We start from the raw sequence: 21,900 nt of genomic DNA on the forward strand, positions 1-21,900 counted from the left end.
GGAGCACCGCACGCGCTGCATCTCGTTGAGTTGGGTATGCCTTTTGATCCTCTGCTCCAGGCGCTGTCCCGCGTCGCGGCCACTCTGCTCGACGATCTCGCGCAGGGTGCCTGGTATCCCAGCGCAGCGGAGAAGGCGTTGTCCGAGGCGCTCGCCCGCACGGGGTGGAACGGCGGGGGTGTACGCACTGAGCTGCGGGCTGCCGAGGCCGGCGTGCACGACGGTCGGCTCGTCGATCTCCTGTCCCCCGCGGCGCCCCTCGGTGAGCTCACGGCACCCAGTCCGGAGACGGAAGCCGTCCTGCGTCAGCTCACCCGGCTTTTGGACGCGGTCGCTGGCTGCACGCGTCCTTGAGTGACGGAGGCGCTCGGCAGTGATTCCCTGACGTCGGCTACGGCCTTCACGTGTTTTCCACGGCGCCGCACACTCGGACCTCGATCTTGGTTTCGTCTCCACAATCCGGGTACCTGCGCTGAACACCACACACCACCGGCCAGTGTCCCTCAACTTCACCGCACAGCACGCTCGTTGAGGCTCGCCGACCGGAGGTGCGGTCCTGTTCTCTCGTGAAGGAGTACACCGTGAAGCGCAAGGCGACTCGTACGGTCAACCGGAACATGCTGGTCTCCGTGGTGGCGTGCGCTGCCCTGGCAGGAGGTGTCACGGGATGTTCCGACGCTTCCTCCGACGCCGACGGCAAGGCTCCTTGAACCGTTCCGGGTTCGGTAGAGACCTCAGCTTGTGGTGGTGACCTGGGGTTTCGTGCTGGTGAGGTAGTAGTTGGTCTCGTATTCGGTGGGTGGGATGTGCCCTATTTCGCCGTGGAGTCGGCGGTGGCAGTACCAGTCGATCCATTCGGCGGTGGCGAGTTCAACGTGGGAGAGGGTTCGCCAGGGTCGTCCGGGCTTGATCAGCTCGGTTTTGTACAGGCCGATCGTGGACTCCATGAGGGCGTTGACGCTCCTATAGTTGTCAACTGGCTTGGGGCAGGGCTCGTGGCGCGGGGCGGATCAGATGGTAGACCTCGCGGATGACGTAGCGTTTGAGGCAGCGGATGATCTCCCGTTTCGTCTTGCCCTCGGCGGTGCGGCGGGTGACGTAGGCGATGGTGGGCTGGTGGAATCGCATGCGGACGATGACGGTGCGGTAGATCGCGGCGTTGAGCTGGCGGTGGCCGCCGTGGTTGATGCGGTGCCTGCCGCTGGTCATGCTGGAGCCGGTGGGCACGGGCGCGATGCCTGCGAGTTTGGCGAGGGCGGCTTCGGACTTGATGCGCCCGGGATTGTCGCCTACCACGACGAGGATCTCCGCGGCGGTGTCCACGCCGATGCCGAAGGGCTCCAATAGTTGCGGGGCGGTCCGCTCGACCAGCTCCCCGATCATCTGTGTGAGCTCCTTGGCCTCGGCGTTCAGGTACTGCCACCGTTTGGCGAGGGTCCGCAGGAGGTGGCGGAGCGCGTCTTCGGGTGCTTCGAGGCGTTGGGGGCGCAGGGCGGCCAGGTGCCGGGCCAGGGAGATCTGTGTCTTTCCGGCGGTCTCGCGGCGCAGGGAGTCGGGGGCGTGGACGAGCATGGCCTTCATGGTGACCATGGCTCCGGAGCGTTGTTCGACAGCCTGATCGTGAGCGACCTTGAGCTGGCGGATCATCTCGGCCCCGCCGTCAGCACTCTTGGGCGTGGCCGTCGCATAGCCGGCCAGCACGGCGCGCGCGGCGTTCTCGGCGTCCAGGGTGTCGGACTTGCCGTTCATCCGCCGCAGCCGTCGGTCGGGGCGGCCTGCCTCGACCACCTTGTGCCCGGATCGGCGGAGGAACGAGGTCAGGGTGGCGCCGTAGGAACCGGTGCCCTCGATCCCGAACGCGAGGATCCTGCCGAAGGAGTCAGCCCAGTTGAGGAGTTGCTGGAAGCCGCCGGTGTCGGTGGGGATCGTCAAGGTCCCCAGGATCCCGCCAATCGTGTCCATCACGGCTGCAACGTGCACGTGCTTGTGCGTGTCGACACCGATCACAACGTACCCGGACCTGTGCTGTTCGTCGCTGTTCACTGTTCCTCCCGGTCGGTAGCGTGGGGTGCACGCTGTCGCCGGCCGGGCGGACAGGACTGTCACGGGGACGCTTTGACGAGTTGGCTCCAGGCTCCTATCAGGTCACGTCCGTCCGGCGGCAGCGCTTGCTGCGTGCCCGGCCGGCGGTCGACAGATCAACGCCAGGACACCCGTGGGGCCAGTCATAAGCAAGAGTCAGACCGTCACGGCCGGGGCTACCCAATCCTTGCGGGATCCGGTACGAACAGACTGACAGTCGTATGCGTCGCCGACCGAGCCGATCGAGGCCGCAATGCCGGCGGCGTCCAGGTGCTCGGCGAGTCGGAAACTCGTATATTGCGACCCGGCATCGGAATGATGTATCAACTCGCCACGCCTATACGGCTGTTCGTCGCGGTCGCGTTGCCATAGGGCCATGTCCAGCGCGTCCAGGACGAGGCGTGTCTCCTTCGACAGGGAGGCGGACCAGCCGACGATCCGGCGGGAGAAGGTGTCCACGACGAAGGCGACGTAGACGACTCCCGACCAGGTGCTGACGTGGGTGAAGTCGGCAACCCAGCAACGGTTGGGGGCCGGCGCGACGAAGTTGCGGTCCAGCAGGTCCGGCGCCCGGTCCACGGAGCTGTCCGGGATTGTGGTGATGATCTTCTTCCCGCGGACGGCACCAGCGATGTCCAGCTCGCGCATCAGGCGTTCAACGGTGCACCGGGCCACGAGGTGGCCCTGTCGGTGCAGCTCACGCCAGACCTTCCTGGCCCCGTAAACACGGTAGTTGGACTCGAAGATCTGCTGGATGAGCGGCTTCAGCTCGGCGTCGCGAAGGGTGCGGGCCGACGGGGCCCGGAGTCGTTTGTGGTGGGCGTAATAGGTGGAAGGGGCGATCTTGCAGTCGTACTCGGTGAGCACGCGGCAGATCGGCTCGACACCGCCGAAGCGGGCCCGGTGCTCGTCGATGAACGCTACGAGCGTGTGTGTGGCCGGTCGAGCTCGGCCGCGAAGAAACTCGCCGCGGCCTTCAGGATGTCGTTCGCCCGCTTCAGCTCGGCGATCTCCTTCTTCATCGCCTTGATCTGCGCGGACTCCTCCGTGGTCGTCCCCGGCCGCTGCCCGGAGTCGACCTCGTCCCGCTTCACCCAGTTCCGCAGGGTCTCGGCCGAACCGATCCCGATCTTCTGGGCGACCGCCCTCAAGGCGGCCGACTCGTTCGGATAGTCACCGCGGACCTCGGCGACCATACGGACCGCTCGTTTGCGCAGCTCAGGGGGGTAGGAGGAAGGGCGTGCCATGACTCAAATCCTTTCACGGAATCGAGTCTCTATCGAACACGGGGCGGTTCACCTGCCAAAGAGAAACAGGCCTTCGAGGGGCAGAGCGCTGATCAGATAGCCGACAAGGCCATCGCCGCGACCAAGAAGGCCCAGTCCATGCGCCTCTCCTCCGAGACCGCCGCCGGCGCGCAGACCTCGACAGCCGATTACGCCCTGGACACCAAGGGCAGCTGCCGGGGCACGAACACCCTGCAGGACGCCAAGGCGGAAATGCGGCGTATCGGCCCCGACACCTACATCAAGGGCAACGCCGCCTACTGGACAGCCACCCTCAAGCAGCAGGGCGGCGGCGCCAAGGCGCAGAAGCAGGTGGCCGCGTTCAAGGACAAGTGGGTCAAGCTCCCCGCAGCCGAGGCCAAGGCCGCCCAGACCGGGTGCGACAAGGACGCGCTCCTGGCCGCCATGGACAACGACAAGTCCGAACGCCAGGGCATGACCCGCGGCAAGGACACCCAGATCCAGGGCAAGAACACCGCCGTCCTGCAGAAGAAGACCGCCAAGGGCGAAACCCTCACCCTCTACGTGGCCACCGAGGGCGACCCGTACATCCTCAAGCTCGACGAGAAGGGCACCAAGGGGACCACCACCACGTCCTTCAGCGATTACAACAATCCGGTCGACGTGACCGCACCCCCCGCCGGCGAAGTCGTCGACGCGGCGAAAGCAGCCTGACACCACACCCATCCCACGGCACTGCAAACCCCTCACGCCAGTGGTGGGGGCTTACACGGCCCAGGCAGAGGACCGGCCGTCGTTCACCCTGGTATGACACCGCATCTGCCCACCACTTCCGGTACCCAGGTCACGTCGTGCACCCGTCCTGCGCCAAGGGCGGCCGCCGGATGTCGACGTACACCCGGGCCTGCGCCCCATGCTGGCCCGGGAACCGCTGGGCCCGCACCGTGGTGGTGGCCACCCACCGCTCCCCCAGGACACGGCACACCTCAAGGAGAGTGTCCTCGTCCAGGGCGTGGACGGTCAGTACCGCAAGGCCCGGCTCGGGCAGGTGGGCGGCCAGGGCGTCATCGGTGAGTTCCATGCCCGCAGGAACACGGCCGCCCCACCGCCAGTTACCGGTACGCCCGGAGTTCACTCGGTCGAGAACGCACGTCCAGACGAATACCTCGACCCCTGCCTTGTGCAGCCGTGGGACTTCCTGGGTCGGGTCGAGAGGCCTTGGAAGTTGACCGAGTATGTCCTTCACGACCTGCTCGTCGAAGGACTGCAGGACCGTGCGGCGGGCTATTCCGGCGTCCGCGACCTGCTGCAGGGCCAAATGGACGGCGGCAGCCCTCTGCGGCCCCTTGATCTCCAGCAACAGCCGGGCCGGGCCCGCCTGCAGCAGCTTCAGCGCCTCTTGCAGGGTGGGGAGGCGGCTTCCGCCGGTGACCGTCAGCCGGGAAAACTGCGCATAGGTAAGCGGGTCGACGCCCCCGGTGCCGTCGGTCATCCTGTCAACGGTCTCGTCATGCATGAGCACCGGCGTGCCGTCCTTGGTGTGCTGCACGTCCGTCTCCACCGCCTCCGCCCCATGACGGGCAGCTGCCTGGAGAGAAGCGAGGGTGGCCGATGGCCTGCACGCGCGGACAGACGCCCCAGTACCTCTTCACCGCCGGGGCGCTGTTCGCGGAATTGGTGCGGTGCCGCTGCAAGCAGCCAGCGCACACGTCAGCAACACTGTGGCCGCCGCTGTGAACAGCTCCTGCGCGCCCTTCACACCGGCCCGTGGATTACGGGACGGCGCTGCGATGGGCGGGGGTGGCACGGCGAGCTATACAGGCGGGGGCCGAGCTTCGCTCTAGCGTATGCGCTGGTGGCGCAGTGGTGGGATCTGGGCTGCAGCTGGGGGCGGAAGACGAGCTGGCCGCAGCGTCTGCATCAGGCCCGGTCACACTGGCGACGCCTGGTGTCCTGCCACTGTGGGGCTGGCCGGCTCGCTCTGGGCAGTCGGCACACGTAGACCGATGCAGGCTGACTATCGTCCGGCCGCGGCCTGGGCACCGATTTGGTGCCCAGGTCCACGGACGGTGGGCGGATCAGCTGATGGTTTGGTAGTTGGCGAACGCATTCGACGCGGTGGTCAGCGTTGTATGCAACGCTGAGGTGAAGTCGGCGAAAAACCGGAGTTCGCCTGAATTTGGCGTGGTGGCCCATAGGTCGAACTTGCCATTGTTGTTAGCGTCCGGTGCAGCGGTGAATTGAGGAACAGTCGCCGTGCTCCAATTCCAGCCGATCAGGGCACGATCGCTGAGGCTGATGTCATAGCCATAGTCGCCCTCGCGCCCATGGAAGACGTAGAGCCCGCCTGCGTCCGGCCGGTCGTACCGAGCGACGAGATCGGCTTGTCCGTCCGCGTTCCAGTCCCCTGGCGCAGCGAGCGTGATTTCGCCGACAGTGGAGACGCCCTCGGAAATGGGGTCGTCAGGACCGGCGAGCAGAACAGGGTCGCGGACACTGTCGAGGCGATTATCGGGCGCGCCGTAATAGAGCCAGAGGAACTTCCCGTCGTTGACGATCAGGTCGGGGTATCCGGGAATGTCGAGTTTCCCGTCGCCGTCTGTGTCCGTACCGCCGTCGACATCGCCGACGGCGAGGATCTGTTTGGCGCCGCTCTTCCAGTGGTTGTTGGCGGGGTCGAAGGTGGTGAGTTCCTGCCGTGTTGGGACATTTGTGCAGTTGGTGCACGCGAAGCCGTAGCCATTGTTGTGATGAAGCCACATGCGGTGCGTGCCGAGGGCGGTGTCGTTGCGCAGGGCGATGAGGTCTTCGTATCCGTCGTCGGTCCAGTCGCCGCGGTGAGTGATTTTGGCGCCGGTCCAGGTGTCGGCGCTGGCTCGAGCGGAGGCGTCGGCGACTTGGCCGTCGCCGGCACCGTAGAAGCGGTGCAAGATGCCGTCCTTGTCGATGGCCCACAGGTCGGAATTTCCGTCACCGTTGATGTCGCCGGGTTTGTCGGGGACCTTGGTGCCGTTGGCGTAGAAGAGGTAGGTGTTTTCGTCGGAGGGGTTGTTTGCCCTATCGAAGCTTCGGACATAGAGATGGTTGGATCCGGCGACGGTTGGTGTGAGCTTTACGGTGATCGACCCGCCGGCGGCGGCCGGTGCGGCAGTGCGGCGGGTGGTGTCCCAGTCGCTCCAGTATTCGTACCTGGCCACGTCAGCGATACCGCCGCTCGTGAAGGTGAAAGTTCCTTCGGAGCGCACACTTCCGGTGTTGGTTGGCCAGCCGTCATCACCGTTCGGGAATTGCACGGAGGTAACTCCGGGGGGGTTGCTGGGGCGGGTGGCATCGAAGCCAAAGTGGCACTGGGCGGTCCAGGCGCTGTTTAGCGCGCCGTCCTCGGAGCGAACTGACCACGTGAACGTTCCGCCGTTGGGGACTTTGGCGTCTGACAGGAGTTTCGAGAGAGCGGCCTTGCTGGTCTTGAGTTTGGCTACTGTTCCCGACGTGACCGAGACCAGCTGATTGACCTCGTTGCTGGCTCCTCCATGACCGGTGGGCCACAGGACGAAACGGGCTTTCACCGTACCGCCGTCGCGGTCAATGACTTTCGCACCGAGGTAGACGTCTGTGTTGCCGATGGTGGTGTACGGGGTGGTGACCCCACAGTTGGAGCCGCTGCTCGGTGACGTGTAGAGGCCGGTCGGCTTGTCCGGGCGGGTGTTGTAGGTGGTGGAGAGTACTGCGGATTTGGCGTCGAACTTTTTCCATGCGTAGGTGTCAGTTTCATTGGAGGCGCGCATGCCGAGGGTGATGTTGTTCCACTTGTTCGTGACCGAGTCGTTGGCGGCGGAGGTCACATCGAAGGCGAGGTTCCCAGCAGGGCAGGAGCTGTTGTAGCCCTTGGATTCGTTGACCGAGGCCAGCTTGCGCCCCCAGGACGGCTGGTTGTTCCAGGAGGTGGAGGAGCTGATGCTGCCGGTGAGCCACAGTTCTGCGGGCCTGTCGGTGCAGGACCAGGACCAGCTGTTCCGGATCTGGAAGACGGACTTAGTGATGACCTTGTCGGTGTTCCAGAGATTGTTGGAGTCCATGCGGAAGAAGGAGCGGCCGGTGCCACCGTCTTGGTTCTCGTAGCCGATGCGTGCCGCTGAGGTGCCCTTGCTGCCATCAGCGTTGATCCAGCCGGCGCCGTTGTAGAACGTGGCGGATGGGTACTTCTTGTACGCGATGGCCCAGGCCTCGCGTGATCCGCTGACCGAGGGGTCGATGTAGACCGGGTAGGTGATGTCCTTGCCCGTGAGTATGTGCTGGTCGGGTTCGAGCGTCATCTGGTCTTCAGCTACCGCGAGGGGCATGGCTGCTTCCTGGGCTCCGTGGCCGGGCTCGAACTCGTCTGTGGGTGGAGACTGGGCGGCTCTGCCCAGGGTGGCCGGACCCGTGGCGGCGTCGCTGCTGTCCCACATCCGAGGCGTGGGGGCGGTGAATATGACCTGTCCGGCCGGGTTCACGGCCTTGAGGTTGCCATGTTCGTCGGCGGACACATCCACGCCCTCGGTGCCGAGCTTGAAGTCGAGGCTCTTCAGCTCCGGGTTGGTGGCCGCCTCGGCGGTCTTTACCACGAGTAGCTGGCTGAAGCCGCTCGTTCCGGCCCGAAGCTTCAGGTCTACCCCCTTGAAGACCTCGGGGTAGGTGACGGTGTTTCCCGAAACTTCTGGTTTGGGCAGCGGCTTGGGCCATGACCAGGACATGCTGCGGCCGTCGCGAGTGATGGTCGCGAGCGGGCCCTCTCCTCCTCCGGAGAACGTCAACCCGACCTCTGTGGCCTTGGTGACCAGAGTTCCGTTCCCGGCGCTCTGCAGGTCGGGATCGATGGGGACGAGGGTGCGGTCCTTGCGCACCCATTGAGGCACCGCATACGTGTCCTGGGTGAAGGTGCCCTCGGGGTTGGCGAACACCTGGGACGTCTCTGTGCGCTGGGCAAGGACTTCTACCGGGCCGCCCGTTCTTTGTGCCTTGGCGATCGCCGCGGCCTCTTCGGAAACTGGCTCGGGCGCCGCGGCCGCACGGGGCGGCGCCGCAGCAGGGGCTGGTCCTGCCGCCGCCAGAGGGATCGCCAGGGCAAGCGCCAGCGGTAGGGCCAGCGGTATCCGCAGGCGTGGCGTGTGTCTGGGCCTTCGGTGCTGAATCCTCATCACACTTCCTTTTCAGTGTGTACTCGAATTCCCGGCACACTACAGGTCCCAGTACCTGGCGCACGACCAACGGAAATCATGTCCGGAAGATGCTTAATAGGTAGGTAACGATCTTCCCTCCGATTGTCACCATTTGCACCAACAGCGCGGCCCCGAGGAGGCAAAGTGTCGGCTCTAGAGGAGTAAATACATTCCGTCAAGGCCGATTTGTGCAGGATTTTACAAGCACGGCCGAATTTCGGTTCGGAAAGGGCCGAGAAGGTGAATCAGATTCTCCGTCTCCCTGTCAGATGGGTGCCCTCCCTGTTACTGTCCGCAGGATCTTCATCCTTGTGTACTTCTCATGGGGGGAATTGTGTCCAGATTGCGTCATTTGGCATTCCGTCGTGCCATACGAACCCGTAGCAGACATGTGCGGATCATCGCTGCGTCCCTGGCGGCCTACCTGCTGGCCGGCCTGTTGGGAGGCCCGGTGGCGGCCGCAGCCGAGCTAAACCTGCGCCAACTGCTGAAGCCGGATCCCGTCCCGGTCGCCGAAGTCGAGGGCAAGCATCTGAACAAACCGGACCAGGCGGGTCTGCGCCCTTTCAAACCGGACATCAAGGCCGACTGGCCTACCGCCGGAGTGGCGACGTTCACCGTGGCGGACAAGGGAAAGAACCTTCCCGCAGCCTGGGCTGGTTCACTTCCCGTTGAGACCACCGCTGCGGTCGGTGACACATCTCGCAGAAGCGCGGCTGCCGTTGAGCAGGCGCAGGTCCAGGTTCTGGACCGCAGTTCTGCCCAGACCGCAGGGGTCGACGGAGTACTGATAGCAGTACAAGGCCACGGAAGCAGAAGCGGCAAGGGCCGGCTCGGTCTGAAACTCGACTACTCCTCTTTCGCTGGAATCTACGGCGGTGACTGGGCCTCCCGCCTGACTCTGCGCCAGATTCCTGCCTGTGCTCTGAGCACGCCGGGCGCGCAGGGCTGCGTGCCCGGCAAGGTGCTCCAGGCCCACAATGACCGCAAAGAGGAGACCCTGTCGGCCGAGGTCGAAACCGGTGTCAGCTCCGTCTCCGCGCAGCAGGCCGGCCAGCCGGTGCAGCAGTCCTCCCCGGTCAACCGCACCCACACGGTTGCCGACGGTGCCGCTCTGTTCGCAGTGACTGCAGCCCCCTCCGGCTCCAGCGGAAACTTCACCGCCACGACACTCGCCCCCTCAGGCAAGTGGAATTCCGGCGGCTCCTCCGGCGGCTTCAGCTGGAACTACGACCTCCAGACGCCGACCGTGCCCGGAGAACTGGAACCGGACCTAGGCCTCTCCTACTCGTCACAGTCTGTGGATGGTCGCACAGCAGCCACGAACAACCAGGCCAACTGGATCGGCGACGGCTGGTCCTTGTCACCCGGCTTCATCGAGCGTCGCTATATCTCCTGCCAGGACGACAAGAAGAACGGCAACAATCCGTCGCACAAGGTCGGGGACCAATGCTGGAAGAAGCAGAACGCCACCCTGTCCCTCGGCGGCTCCTCGAGCGAACTGGTAAGGAACGACGCGGATGGCAAATGGCGCAAACAGGACGACGATGGCACGAGAATCGACCTGGTGAAGAACACCGATCGGGCCAACGGCGACACAGACGGTGAGCACTGGCGGGTGACCACGGCCGACGGTACCCAGTACTACTTCGGCTACAACCGTCTGCCTGGCTGGACCACGGGCAAGGAGGAGACCAATTCCACGTGGAACGTACCGGTGTTCGGCAACCACGCGGGTGAGGACTGCCACGCCAGCACATTCAAGGACTCCTGGTGCCAGCAAGGCTGGCGCTGGAACCTCGACTACGTCGTCGACCCGCACGGCAACGCGATGACGTACTACTGGGCCAAGGAGACCAACCACTACCAGCGCAACATTGACGCCACGTACAAGGGCACTCTGACCCCCTATACTCGTGGCGGTTATCTCAGGCGCATCGAATACGGCCTGCGGTCCGGCGACATGTACGGCAAGCCGGCCGCCAGGGTCGACTTCACCGTCGCCGAACGCTGCCTGAGCAACGCCTCGTTCGACTGCGCGGCAGAAAAGTTTACCGAAGCGAACGCGACGAAGTGGCCGGATGTGCCCTTCGACCAGTACTGCGACGTCAACGACAAGTGCGAGACGAACTCGTCCCCCTCGTACTTCACCCGTAAGCGCCTGACCGGCATCACTACCTGGGCGCTGGACGGAGGAACCCACAAGAAGGTCGATTCCTGGGCACTGACCCACCAGTTCCCTTCGCCTGGAGACGGCACCGACCCGCCTCTTTGGCTGGCTTCCCTCACCCGCACCGGGCATAGCGCCGCCACCCCGATCACGCTGCCGTCTGTGACATTCAAAGCCCAGCAGCTGCCCAACCGTGTCGCGGGCGCCGTTGATGAGATCCCGAACTACAACCGCTACCGCATCTACGGCATCGAGACCGAGACTGGCGGCACGATCGGCGTCACCTACTCCGCCGCAGACTGCACGAAAACCTCCCTGCCCACCGCGTCGTCTAACACCAGACGCTGCTACCCGGTCGTCTGGTCACCCCCGGACGCACCCGCCGCAAACTACGAGCCCTACCAGGACTGGTTCCACTCCTACGTAGTCACCCAGGTACTCGAGTCCGACAACACCGCCGGCGCACCGGTCAAGCGCACCGACTACACCTACCTCGGCGGACTTGCCTGGACCAAGGGAGACGACGAATTCACCCAGGCCAAGCACCGCACCTGGGGCGACCGCAAGGGGTACGAGCGCGTCCAGGTCCGCACGGGCGACCCGGCAGAAGGCCCCCAGACGCTGAGCGAGACCCGCTACTTCCGCGGTATCGCCGGCGCCAAAGTCGCCGACGGGGAAGGCCATGAGGCAGCCGACCACGAGGCCTACGCCGGAATGACCCGCGAAACGGCCACCTACAACGGCTCCGGAGGCGCCCTCGTCTCCGCCACCACCCACACGCCCTGGCGCTCGGCAGCCACCGCCACCCACTCCCGCGCAGTCGACTCATTGCCGACCGTATACGCGCACTCCACCGGAACGCAGAAAGACCAGACCCGCACCGCGATCACCGGCGGCGCCCTCCGGCGCACCGAGGTGTCCCGCGAATTTGACTCCTACGGCATGGTCGCCACCGAGTCCGACACTGGAGACACCGCCCAGAGCGGCGACGAGCAGTGCACCACCCTCGCCTACGCCCGCAACACCACATCGAACATTCTGAACCCGCTCGCCGAATCGAGGACCGTGGCCAAGCCCTGCGGCACGGCCCCCTCGCTGCCTGCCGATCTGGTGGCGACGAAGCGGTACTACTACGACGGCTCGACGAGTATGGGGGCCGCGCCGAGCAAGGGCGACGAGACCCGGCGTGACGAGAACGACGGCACAGGCACCGGGTTCATCACGGTCAACTCCGCCGCGTACGACAGCTACGGGCGTCAAACAGAGGCAACCGACGCCTCCGGCGCCAAAACCACCATCACGCGCTCACCGGCCACCGGCCAACTACCGACAGAAACCGTCTCGACCAACGTCCTCGGCCACACCACCAAGGAAATCACCGACCCGCGTCGCAGCGTGACCACGGCGAGCGTGGACGCCAACGGCAAGCGCACCGATACGGAGCACGATGCCCTCGGCCGAGTGATCAAGGGATGGGCGCTGGGCTGGACCAAGGCAGATCACCCGACCGTGCCTTCGGCCGAGATCAGCTACCGCATGTCACGCAGTGAACCGAACGTGACTACCACCAAGGTGCTCAACTACCAGGGCCAGTACGAGACTTCGTACACCTTCTATGACGGCCTGCTTCGCCCCCGTCAGACACAGACGCCCGCCATTGGCGCTCCGTCGGACCGGCTCGTCACGGAAACTCTCTATGACACCCGGGGCCAAGCCTGGAAAACCTACGGTGCCTACTACGCCAAGGGAGCAGCGTCGGCCACGCTCGTCGGCGGCGACGACTCTCGTGTGCCCGCAGGCGCTGAGACAAAGTACGACGGAGCCGGCCGCACCACAGCCGTGATCGCTCTCCAGTTCGGCAATGAGACCAAGCGCTCCACCACTCAGTACAACGGCGACCGCACCACTGTCATCCCTCCCAAGGGAGGGACCTCCCTCACGACCTTCATGGACGCTCTCGGCCGCAAAACGGAAACCCGCGAGTACACCGACACCGCCCGCACCGCGTTCCAGGCAACCACCTATGCGTACGACAAGAACAGCAAGCTGGCCAAGATGACCAACCCGGCCGGCAGCACCTGGACCTGGACCTATGACGCCCGGGGCCGCCTCCTCCAGGCCAATGACCCGGACAAGGGCACCAGCACGACCACCTACGACAGCGCTGACCGTCCGACCACCACCACCGACGCCCGCGGCATCACACTGACCACCACCTACGACGCCCTCAGCCGACAGAAAGAACTCAAGCAAGGCGCCACGGTCCGCACCGCCTGGACCTACGACACCGTACTCAAAGGGCAGCCCGCCTCGGACACCCGCTTCGTGGACGGTAAGGCCTACACCACGACCATCGGCGCCTATAACGAGCGCTACCAACCCACCTCGTCGACTGTCACCGTGCCCGACGGCGCCGCGGCCGGCACCTACACCTGGACCTTCGGACACAACCAGTACACGGGCGCCCAGGAATGGGTGAAGCACCCCGCGCTCGGCGGGCTGCCCGACGAACGCCAGACCAGCGTCCTCGGACAGGCCAACCTCCCACAGAAGACAACCGCGGGCTCCGTCGTCCTGGTAAACGCCACCAACTACGACGTCTACGGCCGGCAAGTCCGAGCCGAGTACGGCACACTCGGACAGAAGATCTACCGCACCCAGAATTTCGACGAGCACACCGGGCAGCTCACCCGCAGCACCCTCGACGGAGACGTCGCCCTGCGGGTGGAGGACACCCGGTACGGCTACGACCCCGCCGGTAACACCACCCGAATCGCCAGCACATCAGGGCAGGGCACCGCCGCCGTCACCGACACGCAGTGCTTCACCGTCGACCCCTTGCGCCGTATGACCGAGGCCTGGACCGCAAAGTCAGCCACCGACACCTGCGCCGGTACGCCATCAGCGAGTACGGTCGGCGGACCGGACTCCTACTGGCACAGCTACTCCTACGACACCACGGGCAACCGCACCAAGGAAGTCCAGCACGCCACGGGCGCCGGTTCCTCGGAGATCACCCGTACCTACACCGCAGGCAAGGCGGGAGACGTCCGCCCCCACGCCCAGCGCACGGTATCCACCAGCGGCGGCCCGGCGAACGGCAAGACGGAATCCTTCACCTACGACGAGGCGGGTAACACGCTCACCCGGGCCGGAGGTTCACGTGTGCAGAACCTGGCCTGGGACGCGGAGGGCAAGCTGGCCAAGATCGTCGAGGCCGGCAAGACAACGGAGTACCTCTACGACTCCGCCGGCAACCGCATGCTGTCCAAGAACGCCGACGGCTCCACGACGGCGTATCTGCCCGGCGGCAACGAACTCAAGGTCAGCGGAAACGGCACGAAGACCGCCACCCGCTACTACTCGCACGGAACAGAAACCGTCGCCGTACGCACTAGCGCAGGCTTCTCCTTCCTCTTCGCCGACCAGCAGGGCACAGCACTCATCGCGATCTCCATGGGAGCTGTCCAAGCCGTCACTCGCCGCAAACAGCTCCCCTTCGGGGCGTCTCGCTCCGCAACCGGCACCAACTGGCCCGGCGATCGTGGCTTCGTCGGCGGCACAAGTGACCCCACCGGTCTCACCCACCTCGGCGCCCGCGCATACGACCCCACGCTAGGACGGTTCCTCTCCGTCGACCCACTCCTGCTCACCGGCGACCCCAGCCAGCACAACCCATATACGTACGGCAACAACAACCCCGCCACCTACGCCGACCCCACCGGCGAGGCCTACGAGGAATGCTGGAGTGGGCAGTACAGCTGCTCCTACGGCCGCGGCGGCACGGGAAACGTCACAAAGGTCGAGTTCGGAAGAGACTACGAACAGAAAACCCGGGCCATCGGTGGAACAGTCTCCAAAAACTACTACACACAGAAGGCAACCGGGCGTAAGTACTCCTACGTCAAGGGACGCGGGCTTACACGATACTCTCCTGCAGAGCTGAACTCCGGCGAGAAACTCCGTAGACAGAGCGAAGCCGCCCACAAGCGTCACCTCGCCGAGCTCAAAAAGGAACGCGAAAGAGCGGAACGACAGGCCGAAGAGAACAAGAAGGACGAAGGCTTCTGGGGCAGCATCGGAAGCGGGATCAAGAGCGCATGGAACAACACCGGAGGGAAAGTTGTCAGCGCAACCCATGAGTTCATCCAGGAGAACAGTACGGCCCTAGGCTATGTCGCTATGGGGCTGGGCATAATAGCCCTTGGTCCCTTCGGGGCAGTGGCCACCGTAGCGATGGTTGCAGGATTGGGGCTGGCTGCCGTCACAACCGCCGACGCGTGTCTCTCTAAACAATGGGGGAGCTGCGTTGTCGGTGCCGCATCCCTGGGACTCGCAGGCGGCGCAGTCGCACTCAAAGCAGCTGGAAAATCACTCAAAAACGCCTCGCATACGGGGCGATTCCGAGAGCAGGTCATAGGGCATGCGACTGCGGGGGCAGCTATAGGTGTAGGCCAGGTCGCCGACGTAAGTTCCATCGGATTTACCGCCCTTGGAACTTTCACGGCGGGAAATTTGAGGGGTTGACCTGACAGGTGCTGCTGCCTTCCAGCATCAGGGTGGGCAGCAGCGCCATCACCCGACCTAGGGCTGAGGTCAGGCTGCTTCGCACACCAGCGCACCCTTCCCTCTCAAGAAACATTTTTGTAGAATGCCCCTATGGCCGACACATGGATTTCCTTTGATGCAGCCTCTCGTCGTAAACATTGGTGGATGGCGCTTTACTTGACGATTATATTCAGCGCCATGGAAGTGGCTATTTCACTCAGTGCTCGAGAACCGTTTTGGTTGATCATCATTATTGGATCCCTGTGGCTCTTCTCGATTGCTCATGTCATAAATCGGGGATACGGACGGTCCCTGCTCACCGCAGATCGCATACTGTTCCGTACGTTTATCAGCCGTAGATCCGTTCCATGGGGTGAGGTTGTCCGCGTCGAGAAAAGGAGCCACTACACGCGTGGTGGCTACTGGTGGAACATATGTCTCGTCCGGGAGCAAGGACGGGCACTTCCTATTCCTGGCGCATTTACGAGCAAAGAATTCGATCGAATTTTCGAGGGGAAGTTCAACCTTATTCAAGAATATTGGTCCCGCTCTGTCGGGTCAGACTGAAATTTATCTCACCTATCTACGGCAACATAGACCAGAAACCCATGGGGTTGCTGTCCAGGACATACTGAATTTTAGAGGATGTCTCATGTGGTGAGTTTCGCCAGTTTCTTGTAGCAGGTGAGAGCTGCGGCGAGACCCAGGAAGGCGAGGAAGTGGCTGCCCTTTCGTTCGTACCGGACGGTGAGGCGTCGGTGGCCGAAGAGCCAGGCGATCGACCGCTCGATCTTCCATCGGTGACGGCCGAGGCGTTCGCCGGACTCGATGCCGGGGCGGGCGATCCGTGGGACGAGGTTCCGGGCGCGGAGCCACTTGCGGTGTTCGGCGGAGTGATATGCCTTGTCCGCGCGGATCTTCACGGGCTTTCGCCGACGCGGTCCGCGTCGGGACCGGATGGCGGGAATGGCGAGAATCAGTGGCTTGAACGCCTGGCTGTCGTGCAGGTTCGCCCCCGACACGGCAACGGCCAAAGGGAGGCCCTGGGCATCGGACAGCACATGCAGTTTGCTGCCCTTCTTGCCGCGATCAACCGGATTCGGCCCGGTCAGAGATCCCCTTTTTTCGCACGGACGGACGCCGCGTCGATAATCGCCGAAGTCCAGTCCAGTTCACCCCTGGCCCCGAGCTCGTCCAACACCGACCGGTGCAGCCGACGCCACACTCCCGCCTTGGTCCACATCGTGAACCGACGATGCGCTGTCGCCGGCGAGGTATGGAATGTCGGCGGCAGATGCCGCCAGGCACACCCACTGGTCAGCACGTACACCCGCAGTGAACACCGCCCGCTCATCGACCGGGGCGGTCCCACCGCCCTGCGGACGGGACTTGAACCCTGGCAGCAACGGAGCTGCCAGCTCCCACAAGCCGTCGGGCACGAGCCGACGCGACAGATCAACACTCACGGTCCAACATCATGCCGCATCACCAACCCACCACGTGAGACATCCTCTTATTGGGTGATGTCGGAGCCATTCGCTCGGGGCCATGGGCACCGGCGCCCTCGGATCCGCCTCGGCACTGGCGGCAGGCGGCTTGGTGCTGATCGTCGGCTATGTCGCCGTCGCCCGGCGCCTGAAGGTCGACGAACTGAACGGGATGCTCGGCATGGTTCGCGCGCGTCTCGGCCGCTGACCACCCGCGAGCCCTCTCGTCTCCCCACCCGTCTGGCTGTTGAGCTGGTGGTACACACGTGCCAACGTCTCAGCAGCTCATAGCCGTACGGCTTTCCAGCTCGGGAGGTACGGCAGAACATCCGGAGGGGTTGCGGGCATCGGGACCGACAGGTGCCATACGAAGACGAGGGTCCGGGTCGTCCGGTGCGGTGCTGCGGGAGCCGCCGCACGCGGCCAGCATCACTGTGGCCGCCGCGGTGAGCGGCTCCCGCGCACCCACGTGCCGGCCCGTGGGTTACGGGACGGCGGTGTAGAGGACAGGGGGCGTCCTTGCACTGCCCGAAAGCGAAGACAGCGAGGGCATCGAGCTCGGCGGGGTCGGCGGCCAGGTCCCAGCGCAGCTTGGTGAAGGTCCACTCCGCGAGGTAGCGGCAGTGCGCGGTGGGCAGCTGCGGCATCCACTGGGCGGGGTCCTGGTCTGCCTTGGACCGGTTGGAGCGGGCAGTGACCGCGACGAGGGAAGCGGGGCGCCGAGGTCGTTGGCGTAGGCCTCGCGGCGTACCGGAGGCGCCGGAGTCCCAGGCTTCGGTGAGGGGCACCATGTGCCACTCACCGCCGGAGATCCTGCAGTTCGGGCCGACGGACGGTGCCTCACTTGCTTCGGCGATCAGGACCTCGGCGCGGGTGTTGCAGCCGTCGGAGGCCACCGCACCCAAGTTCCAGTGCCTGAACGCGGTACGGACGTAACCCTCGCGGCGTTCGTCGGCCACCGGGATCCAGTGCACGGCGTCGGCCAGGGTCGTTGTCTCGGCGCGCTCGGTCGCCAGCGTCGGCGCCGGGGCGAGAAGGGGAGTCAGGGACAGGCTGAGCGCGGCAAAGCCGCGAGCAAGGTTCCTGATCACCCCGGCACCATTACCGCCCGCCCACAAACTCACCCCATCACCCGGAGCTACTCAGGCACTTGGGCCAACAGGTTCACCGGAGAAACGATGCTGCCCAGCGACCCGCAACAGTGCCCCGTCCTGGAGACGGGGCCGCCCTGCCAGAGCGCAGCGGCTACGCAGACTGCGTCACTACAGCATCCACTGTCGGTATGCGCTGGACATGACGGCCGGTCAGCGTCGCCACCGCGGCCGCCGTGCGCCGCATGTCCGATGACCGCTTCTCCATTCCAGCTTCGCTGCGCTTTCGCACACGGGACCTGTCACCGGCACCCGCACGCCACCGGGCACAGCCGCGTGACGGGCCTTGGGACGGCTGGAACTGTCAGGCCGATTATGAGGTGCGTACTCTTCCCTCGTGATTGATCACGGTGTCGCTCTACCGTCCTACCGTCTCCATGTCGTGCCTGCGGTCGTGGCGCTGGCCAGCCCGACATGGCAGCGGGAGGTGTGGCTCGATCGAGGAGGAAGTTGAGCTGATGGCGCGCCTTGGTGTGGCTTACAGCGCGGTACAGGACTCGGTCGGGGCCGCTGCCATCGACGAGGTCTATCTGGACGCACCGGGCTGGTCTGCCGTGGTCACCGCAGCAGCCGGCTGGCTCAGGTACTGGTGGCCAACGACCACTCTGCGTTGAGCAAGCTGCATGACGCCGGCTACCGCTGGCCGCTAGGCACCGAACTTCCCGGCGAGGAGGACAAGCACATCGACTCATGACTGCACCCGGATGACCACGCGGCCATGGCGGCTACGGGTGAGGCTGCTTCGCCGGGCGGCGGCTGAGGGTGCGTGGCACCCGGGCGGTACGCGCCGCCGCGTCGTCCGCGAGATCTCCCGAGGGGGCCCGTCCTCCGCCCGTCCGGCCGGTCGTGAAGCGTCCAGCCGCTTGGCTGTGTGCTCTGCCGGACGCTATGCCGTGCCGGGTGTTCCGCTGGCGTATCGGAAAACGGATACGACGCCGCAACGGTTCCCCCGCCTTGAGTAGAGGGCACGAAGTCCGGCGGCAGGTGCGCTGTCGCGGAACCCTCGCATTTCTCCTGACCTATCGAGGGCGGGAGGGATCGGATAGGACCTGGAGAAACGGATCATGAAGTCATTTCTGCAACCGGTCGTGTCCTTACTGGCCGCAGGCGGTGTCACTGCGGCGCTCCTCGTCGCGTCCGCGACCGACGCCCGGGCGGGCGAACCTCCCGCCGTCACGGCATCCGACAACGCTGCGGCACGCGCGTGTTGGGGCCAGCCGGAGCGCGGCAGCGCGGGGCACCACGGGAACAGCAGCTGGTGCGACGCGGGACGGTACCGACAGGTGATCAGGTGCGAGACATTGGGCGGCTACCAGTACACGCACTACGGCCCCTGGGTGTGGGCACCCGCGAAGAGCACCGCCTGGTGCAACCTCGGTGACAGGGTCGTCAACACATGGGTCGGCGTGTGACGGGCAGGCCTTCACACCGTCCGTAGCCAGCAGCACAACCGGAACCACCAGGTAATGCGGCCGTCGAAGCGGGTACCCCAAACGTCGGTGCGACCGGCTTCGACGACCTCGGACGCCAGGCTGCGCCATGGCCGAGCCGCACATCCGGCTGCACACACGTCGCAGGGCACAGGCGCGCCGGCCGTCGCGGCGTTCTCACCCGTTGGGCCACCCGCGTCCGTCGCACTCTGGGCGTGCCCCGCACTGGTGCACTGCCCCGCCCGCGCGTGCCTGTGACCGTCACGGCACGACGAGCCGGCGGGGTCGAGTAGCGGGCAGGGCGCGCGGGCGGGGCGAGTGTTACCGGGTGGCGGTCTCTCCTACCTGTCGTCGTGTGCGCGGGGGGCAGGGGGTGTTGTCGGGGCGGGTTTTCGGTTGGGGGTGGGGGCGCGCGGGCAGGTCGCTGGGACTGTCGGGTCGGCTGGCGGCGTTGTCCAGGAGGGTGCGGATTCTGCGGGCGAAGCCGGGGCCTGGGAGGGGGAGTTCGATGTCGGGTTCGCGGAGGTAGCCGATGGCGACGGCGGTGGGCATGTAGTCCATGAGTTCGGTGAGGACGGCGGAGCGGGTGCGGGTGGCTTGGCGGGCGAGGCCGCGCAGGAGGCGCAGGATGGAGGTGAGGGAGGCGTCGTGGTGCAGGACGGTGGGCTGGTTGTTGCAGCGGATGGTGGTCTGGGAGGTGGTGGGGGTGGGTTGGACGTTGTTGGTCTGGCGGTGCCACCAGCGGGCGGTTTCGTGCTCGCCGAGGGAGAGGTGGTGGAGGTAGAGGCAGTAGGCGGCGGCGGGCTGGCCGGCTCCGGCGGCGTACTGCCACCAGAAGCGGGCGGCGTCGTCGGTGTCGGTGAGCTGCAGGACGCAGGCCAGGATCAGGGCGCTGCGGGGTTCGGGGATTTGGTCGGTGACGAAGGCGGAGACGGCGGTGGCGGGGGTGTGGGTGACGAGGGTTTCGCACAGGGCGCGGAGGTCGTCGGCGGCTGAGGTGTTCGGTGCGGGGGGTGGGGTGATGGGCGGCGTGGCTTTATGCGCGGGGGCGGGGTCGCGGAGGGGGACGATGTCTCGGGGCACGGGGCGGCTGGGTGCCAGCAGGGCGGTGGCGAGCAGGTCTTCGAGGGTAGTCACAGGACTGGTCCTCCGGTTGCGGGCGGCAGGATGGCGGCGTCTTCCAGGGCGCGCTTTGCGTGGCGCTCGCCGGACAGGACGGTGGCGAGAGGGACCCCGAGGAGGTCGGAGGCCCGTTCGGGGGTGAAGCCGCAAAGGTGGCGCAGCACCGTGATGTCGAGGTGGGCGTCGGGCAGCTTGCTGATGGCGATGAACAGTCCGGTGTGCAGGGGCAGCCGGGCGTGTTTTTCGTCCTCACTCGTGCGGGGCGATACCGCGAAGAGGGTGTCGAACGCGGCTGCTTCGAGTTCGGGGCGGCCGTCGCGGTGGGGGGCTTGGCCATCACCGTGGCGCGCAGGACGTTCCAGGCGTAGCGGCGGATGTCGGGGCTGGTGAGGGCTTCGGTGAAGGACAGCCACAGGATCGCGAAGGCGTCCTCGACGGCGGCTTCGCAGGCGTCGTCGGGCAGGAAGGCCAGCGCGTAGCGGCAGTAGTCCTTGAGGAGCAGGGTGCGCAGGGCGCCGTGTTCCATCGGGGGGCCGAAGTGGGTGGTGGCCAGGGTGGTGCCGTCGGTGGAGGACTGGACCCAGTCGCGGGACTTGCCGATGTCGAGGGCCGCGCCTTTCCAGAGGCGGTACAGCGGCCACGTCGGGAGGTGGAGTTCGGTGGAGAGGCGGTGGATGACTTCCCAGCGGGGGTAGTGGCCGACGCCGCGCAGGAGTTCGGAGAGTTTCGACTTGGCGAGATGGACGTGCGCGCTGAGGTCGCTGAGGGTGCGCCCGCTGGTGAGGTAGCTGGTGCGGGTGGGTTCCAGCCAGGCCCGGTGGGGGCTGCCCACGGTGTCGGCGATGGGGCCGAGCTTGCGGCCGGGGCGTACCGGGGCCGCTTCAGGTGCCGGCCGGGAGGCGGAGGTGTCGGGGGTGTCGGAGGTGTTCACTGGTCCCCGCCCTCCCTGTCCCCCGCGGTGAGGCGCGGGGCGGAGGCCCGGGTGGTGCGGGCCTTGGTGGCGCGGTGGACCTGCTGGACGGTGAGGCCCAGGATCGGGGCCAGGGAGGCGATCAGGGCTGCGTGTCCCATGGCCGCCATCGCCATGCTCCAGCCGAACACCAGCATCGTGATCAGCGTCAGCGCCGTTGCTGCCGCTATCGTCTTGCGTTTCATCACGCTCCTCGCGGGGGTGGCGCAGCCATCCGGAAGCCACGTCAGTCGGGGGTGCCCCTCAACGAGCGGGTGCCTGGCCGCTGTTGAGGAGCCCCAGCATGGACCGCACCCCGACCGCTACGCCACGTGATCAAGGAATCACGGAACATTAGAACGGTGGGTGACCCCTGAGGTGCACCGCGGGAGCCGGCCGACGGGCCCCAAGCACAACAGGCGGGTTCCGCGGGCGAAGTTCCCGAAATTCCTTGCAATCCCTACGCGGAGAACGTCGTATGGAGGCAGGACACCTCGCGGTGTCGTCCTTCCATCC

At 65.7% G+C, this 21,900-nt stretch carries 16 protein-coding genes and 3 pseudogenes; 7 read left to right on the top strand and 12 right to left on the bottom strand.

Translation table 11 applies throughout. The features are described from left to right. Positions 1 to 36 precede the first annotated feature (36 nt). Positions 37 to 354: a hypothetical protein gene (locus tag HNQ79_RS31250; RefSeq protein ID WP_185036355.1), complete on the top strand. Its 318-nt coding sequence runs from the start codon at positions 37 to 39 to the stop codon at positions 352 to 354. 380 nt (positions 355 to 734) lie between these two features. Here the strand turns inward: HNQ79_RS31250 and HNQ79_RS31255 are convergent, their stop codons facing one another. The 4 genes from HNQ79_RS31255 to HNQ79_RS31270 all read right to left on the bottom strand — a co-directional run bounded on the left by HNQ79_RS31255 (position 735) and on the right by HNQ79_RS31270 (position 3,329). Then, positions 735 to 947 (bottom strand): integrase core domain-containing protein, encoded by a 213-nt coding sequence (locus tag HNQ79_RS31255; RefSeq protein WP_185036356.1) that lies wholly within the window; start codon positions 945 to 947, stop codon positions 735 to 737. A gap of 25 nt (positions 948 to 972) precedes the next feature. Continuing rightward, complete coding sequence (locus HNQ79_RS31260) at positions 973 to 2,106, bottom strand: IS110 family RNA-guided transposase (protein ID WP_446560487.1); 1,134 nt, start codon at positions 2,104 to 2,106, stop codon at positions 973 to 975. 132 nt (positions 2,107 to 2,238) lie between these two features. Beyond that, complete coding sequence (locus tag HNQ79_RS31265) at positions 2,239 to 2,997, bottom strand: IS3 family transposase (RefSeq protein WP_229923757.1); 759 nt, start codon at positions 2,995 to 2,997, stop codon at positions 2,239 to 2,241. Between the two features lie 5 nt (positions 2,998 to 3,002). Then, complete coding sequence (locus HNQ79_RS31270) at positions 3,003 to 3,329, bottom strand: transposase (protein ID WP_185036358.1); 327 nt, start codon at positions 3,327 to 3,329, stop codon at positions 3,003 to 3,005. Positions 3,330 to 3,467: 138 nt separating this feature from the next. Here HNQ79_RS31270 and HNQ79_RS31275 point away from each other — a divergent pair, with 138 nt between their 5' ends. Continuing rightward, positions 3,468 to 4,043, top strand: a complete 576-nt coding sequence (locus tag HNQ79_RS31275) for a hypothetical protein (RefSeq protein WP_185036359.1) — start codon at positions 3,468 to 3,470, stop codon at positions 4,041 to 4,043. Between the two features lie 130 nt (positions 4,044 to 4,173). On the opposite strand, the gene HNQ79_RS34295 is transcribed toward HNQ79_RS31275, so the two are convergent. The 3 genes and pseudogenes from HNQ79_RS34295 to HNQ79_RS31285 form a co-directional block, all read right to left on the bottom strand. Continuing rightward, on the bottom strand, positions 4,174 to 4,410 hold the full coding sequence (locus HNQ79_RS34295) for a DUF6207 family protein (protein ID WP_260421895.1): 237 nt from the start codon (positions 4,408 to 4,410) through the stop codon (positions 4,174 to 4,176). Between the two features lie 198 nt (positions 4,411 to 4,608). Further along, positions 4,609 to 4,944 (bottom strand): annotated as a pseudogene (locus HNQ79_RS34300) (glycerophosphodiester phosphodiesterase); the annotation flags it as partial. Between the two features lie 463 nt (positions 4,945 to 5,407). Next, positions 5,408 to 8,506, bottom strand: a complete 3,099-nt coding sequence (locus HNQ79_RS31285; RefSeq protein ID WP_221508343.1) for a VCBS repeat-containing protein — start codon at positions 8,504 to 8,506, stop codon at positions 5,408 to 5,410. 412 nt (positions 8,507 to 8,918) lie between these two features. Between HNQ79_RS31285 and HNQ79_RS34670 the strand changes: the two genes are divergently transcribed. Beyond that, the gene (locus HNQ79_RS34670; protein ID WP_229923751.1) at positions 8,919 to 15,224 is read left to right on the top strand and encodes an RHS repeat-associated core domain-containing protein; all 6,306 of its coding nucleotides are present in this window, start codon (positions 8,919 to 8,921) and stop codon (positions 15,222 to 15,224) included. A gap of 132 nt (positions 15,225 to 15,356) precedes the next feature. Next, a complete protein-coding gene (locus tag HNQ79_RS31295; protein ID WP_185036361.1) occupies positions 15,357 to 15,812 on the top strand; it encodes a hypothetical protein in 456 nt (151 codons plus the stop codon). 83 nt (positions 15,813 to 15,895) lie between these two features. On the opposite strand, the pseudogene HNQ79_RS31300 reads toward HNQ79_RS31295, so the two are convergent. Next, a pseudogene (locus tag HNQ79_RS31300) lies at positions 15,896 to 16,711 on the bottom strand (IS5 family transposase). Between the two features lie 82 nt (positions 16,712 to 16,793). Between HNQ79_RS31300 and HNQ79_RS31305 the strand changes: the two are divergent. Then, a complete protein-coding gene (locus HNQ79_RS31305; protein WP_185036362.1) occupies positions 16,794 to 16,940 on the top strand; it encodes a hypothetical protein in 147 nt (48 codons plus the stop codon). A gap of 307 nt (positions 16,941 to 17,247) precedes the next feature. Here HNQ79_RS31305 and HNQ79_RS34310 read toward each other — a convergent pair. Further along, positions 17,248 to 17,823, bottom strand: a pseudogene (locus tag HNQ79_RS34310) (HNH endonuclease); the annotation flags it as partial. 518 nt (positions 17,824 to 18,341) lie between these two features. Here HNQ79_RS34310 and HNQ79_RS31310 point away from each other — a divergent pair. Both HNQ79_RS31310 and HNQ79_RS31315 read left to right on the top strand, forming a co-directional pair. Beyond that, positions 18,342 to 18,497, top strand: coding sequence for a hypothetical protein (locus HNQ79_RS31310; protein WP_185036363.1), 156 nt, complete (start codon positions 18,342 to 18,344; stop codon positions 18,495 to 18,497). A gap of 450 nt (positions 18,498 to 18,947) precedes the next feature. Further along, positions 18,948 to 19,295 (top strand): hypothetical protein, encoded by a 348-nt coding sequence (locus tag HNQ79_RS31315; protein WP_185036364.1) that lies wholly within the window; start codon positions 18,948 to 18,950, stop codon positions 19,293 to 19,295. 339 nt (positions 19,296 to 19,634) lie between these two features. On the opposite strand, the gene HNQ79_RS31320 is transcribed toward HNQ79_RS31315, so the two are convergent. Genes HNQ79_RS31320 through HNQ79_RS31330 form a run of 3 tightly spaced genes read right to left on the bottom strand, consistent with a single transcriptional unit; the run spans position 19,635 to position 21,590 of the window. Then, positions 19,635 to 20,450, bottom strand: a complete 816-nt coding sequence (locus HNQ79_RS31320) for a hypothetical protein (protein WP_185036365.1) — start codon at positions 20,448 to 20,450, stop codon at positions 19,635 to 19,637. Beyond that, entirely contained in the window at positions 20,350 to 21,366 is a 1,017-nt protein-coding gene (locus HNQ79_RS31325; RefSeq protein ID WP_229923750.1) for a hypothetical protein, read from the bottom strand. The genes HNQ79_RS31320 and HNQ79_RS31325 overlap by 101 nt, the downstream gene beginning before the upstream one ends. Continuing rightward, a complete protein-coding gene (locus HNQ79_RS31330; protein ID WP_185036366.1) occupies positions 21,363 to 21,590 on the bottom strand; it encodes a hypothetical protein in 228 nt (75 codons plus the stop codon). Before HNQ79_RS31330 ends, HNQ79_RS31325 begins: the two co-directional genes overlap by 4 nt. Positions 21,591 to 21,900: the final 310 nt, after the last annotated feature.

Origin of the sequence: Streptomyces candidus (assembly GCF_014207445.1) — a bacterium.
Lineage (GTDB): Bacteria > Actinomycetota > Actinomycetes > Streptomycetales > Streptomycetaceae > Streptomyces > Streptomyces candidus.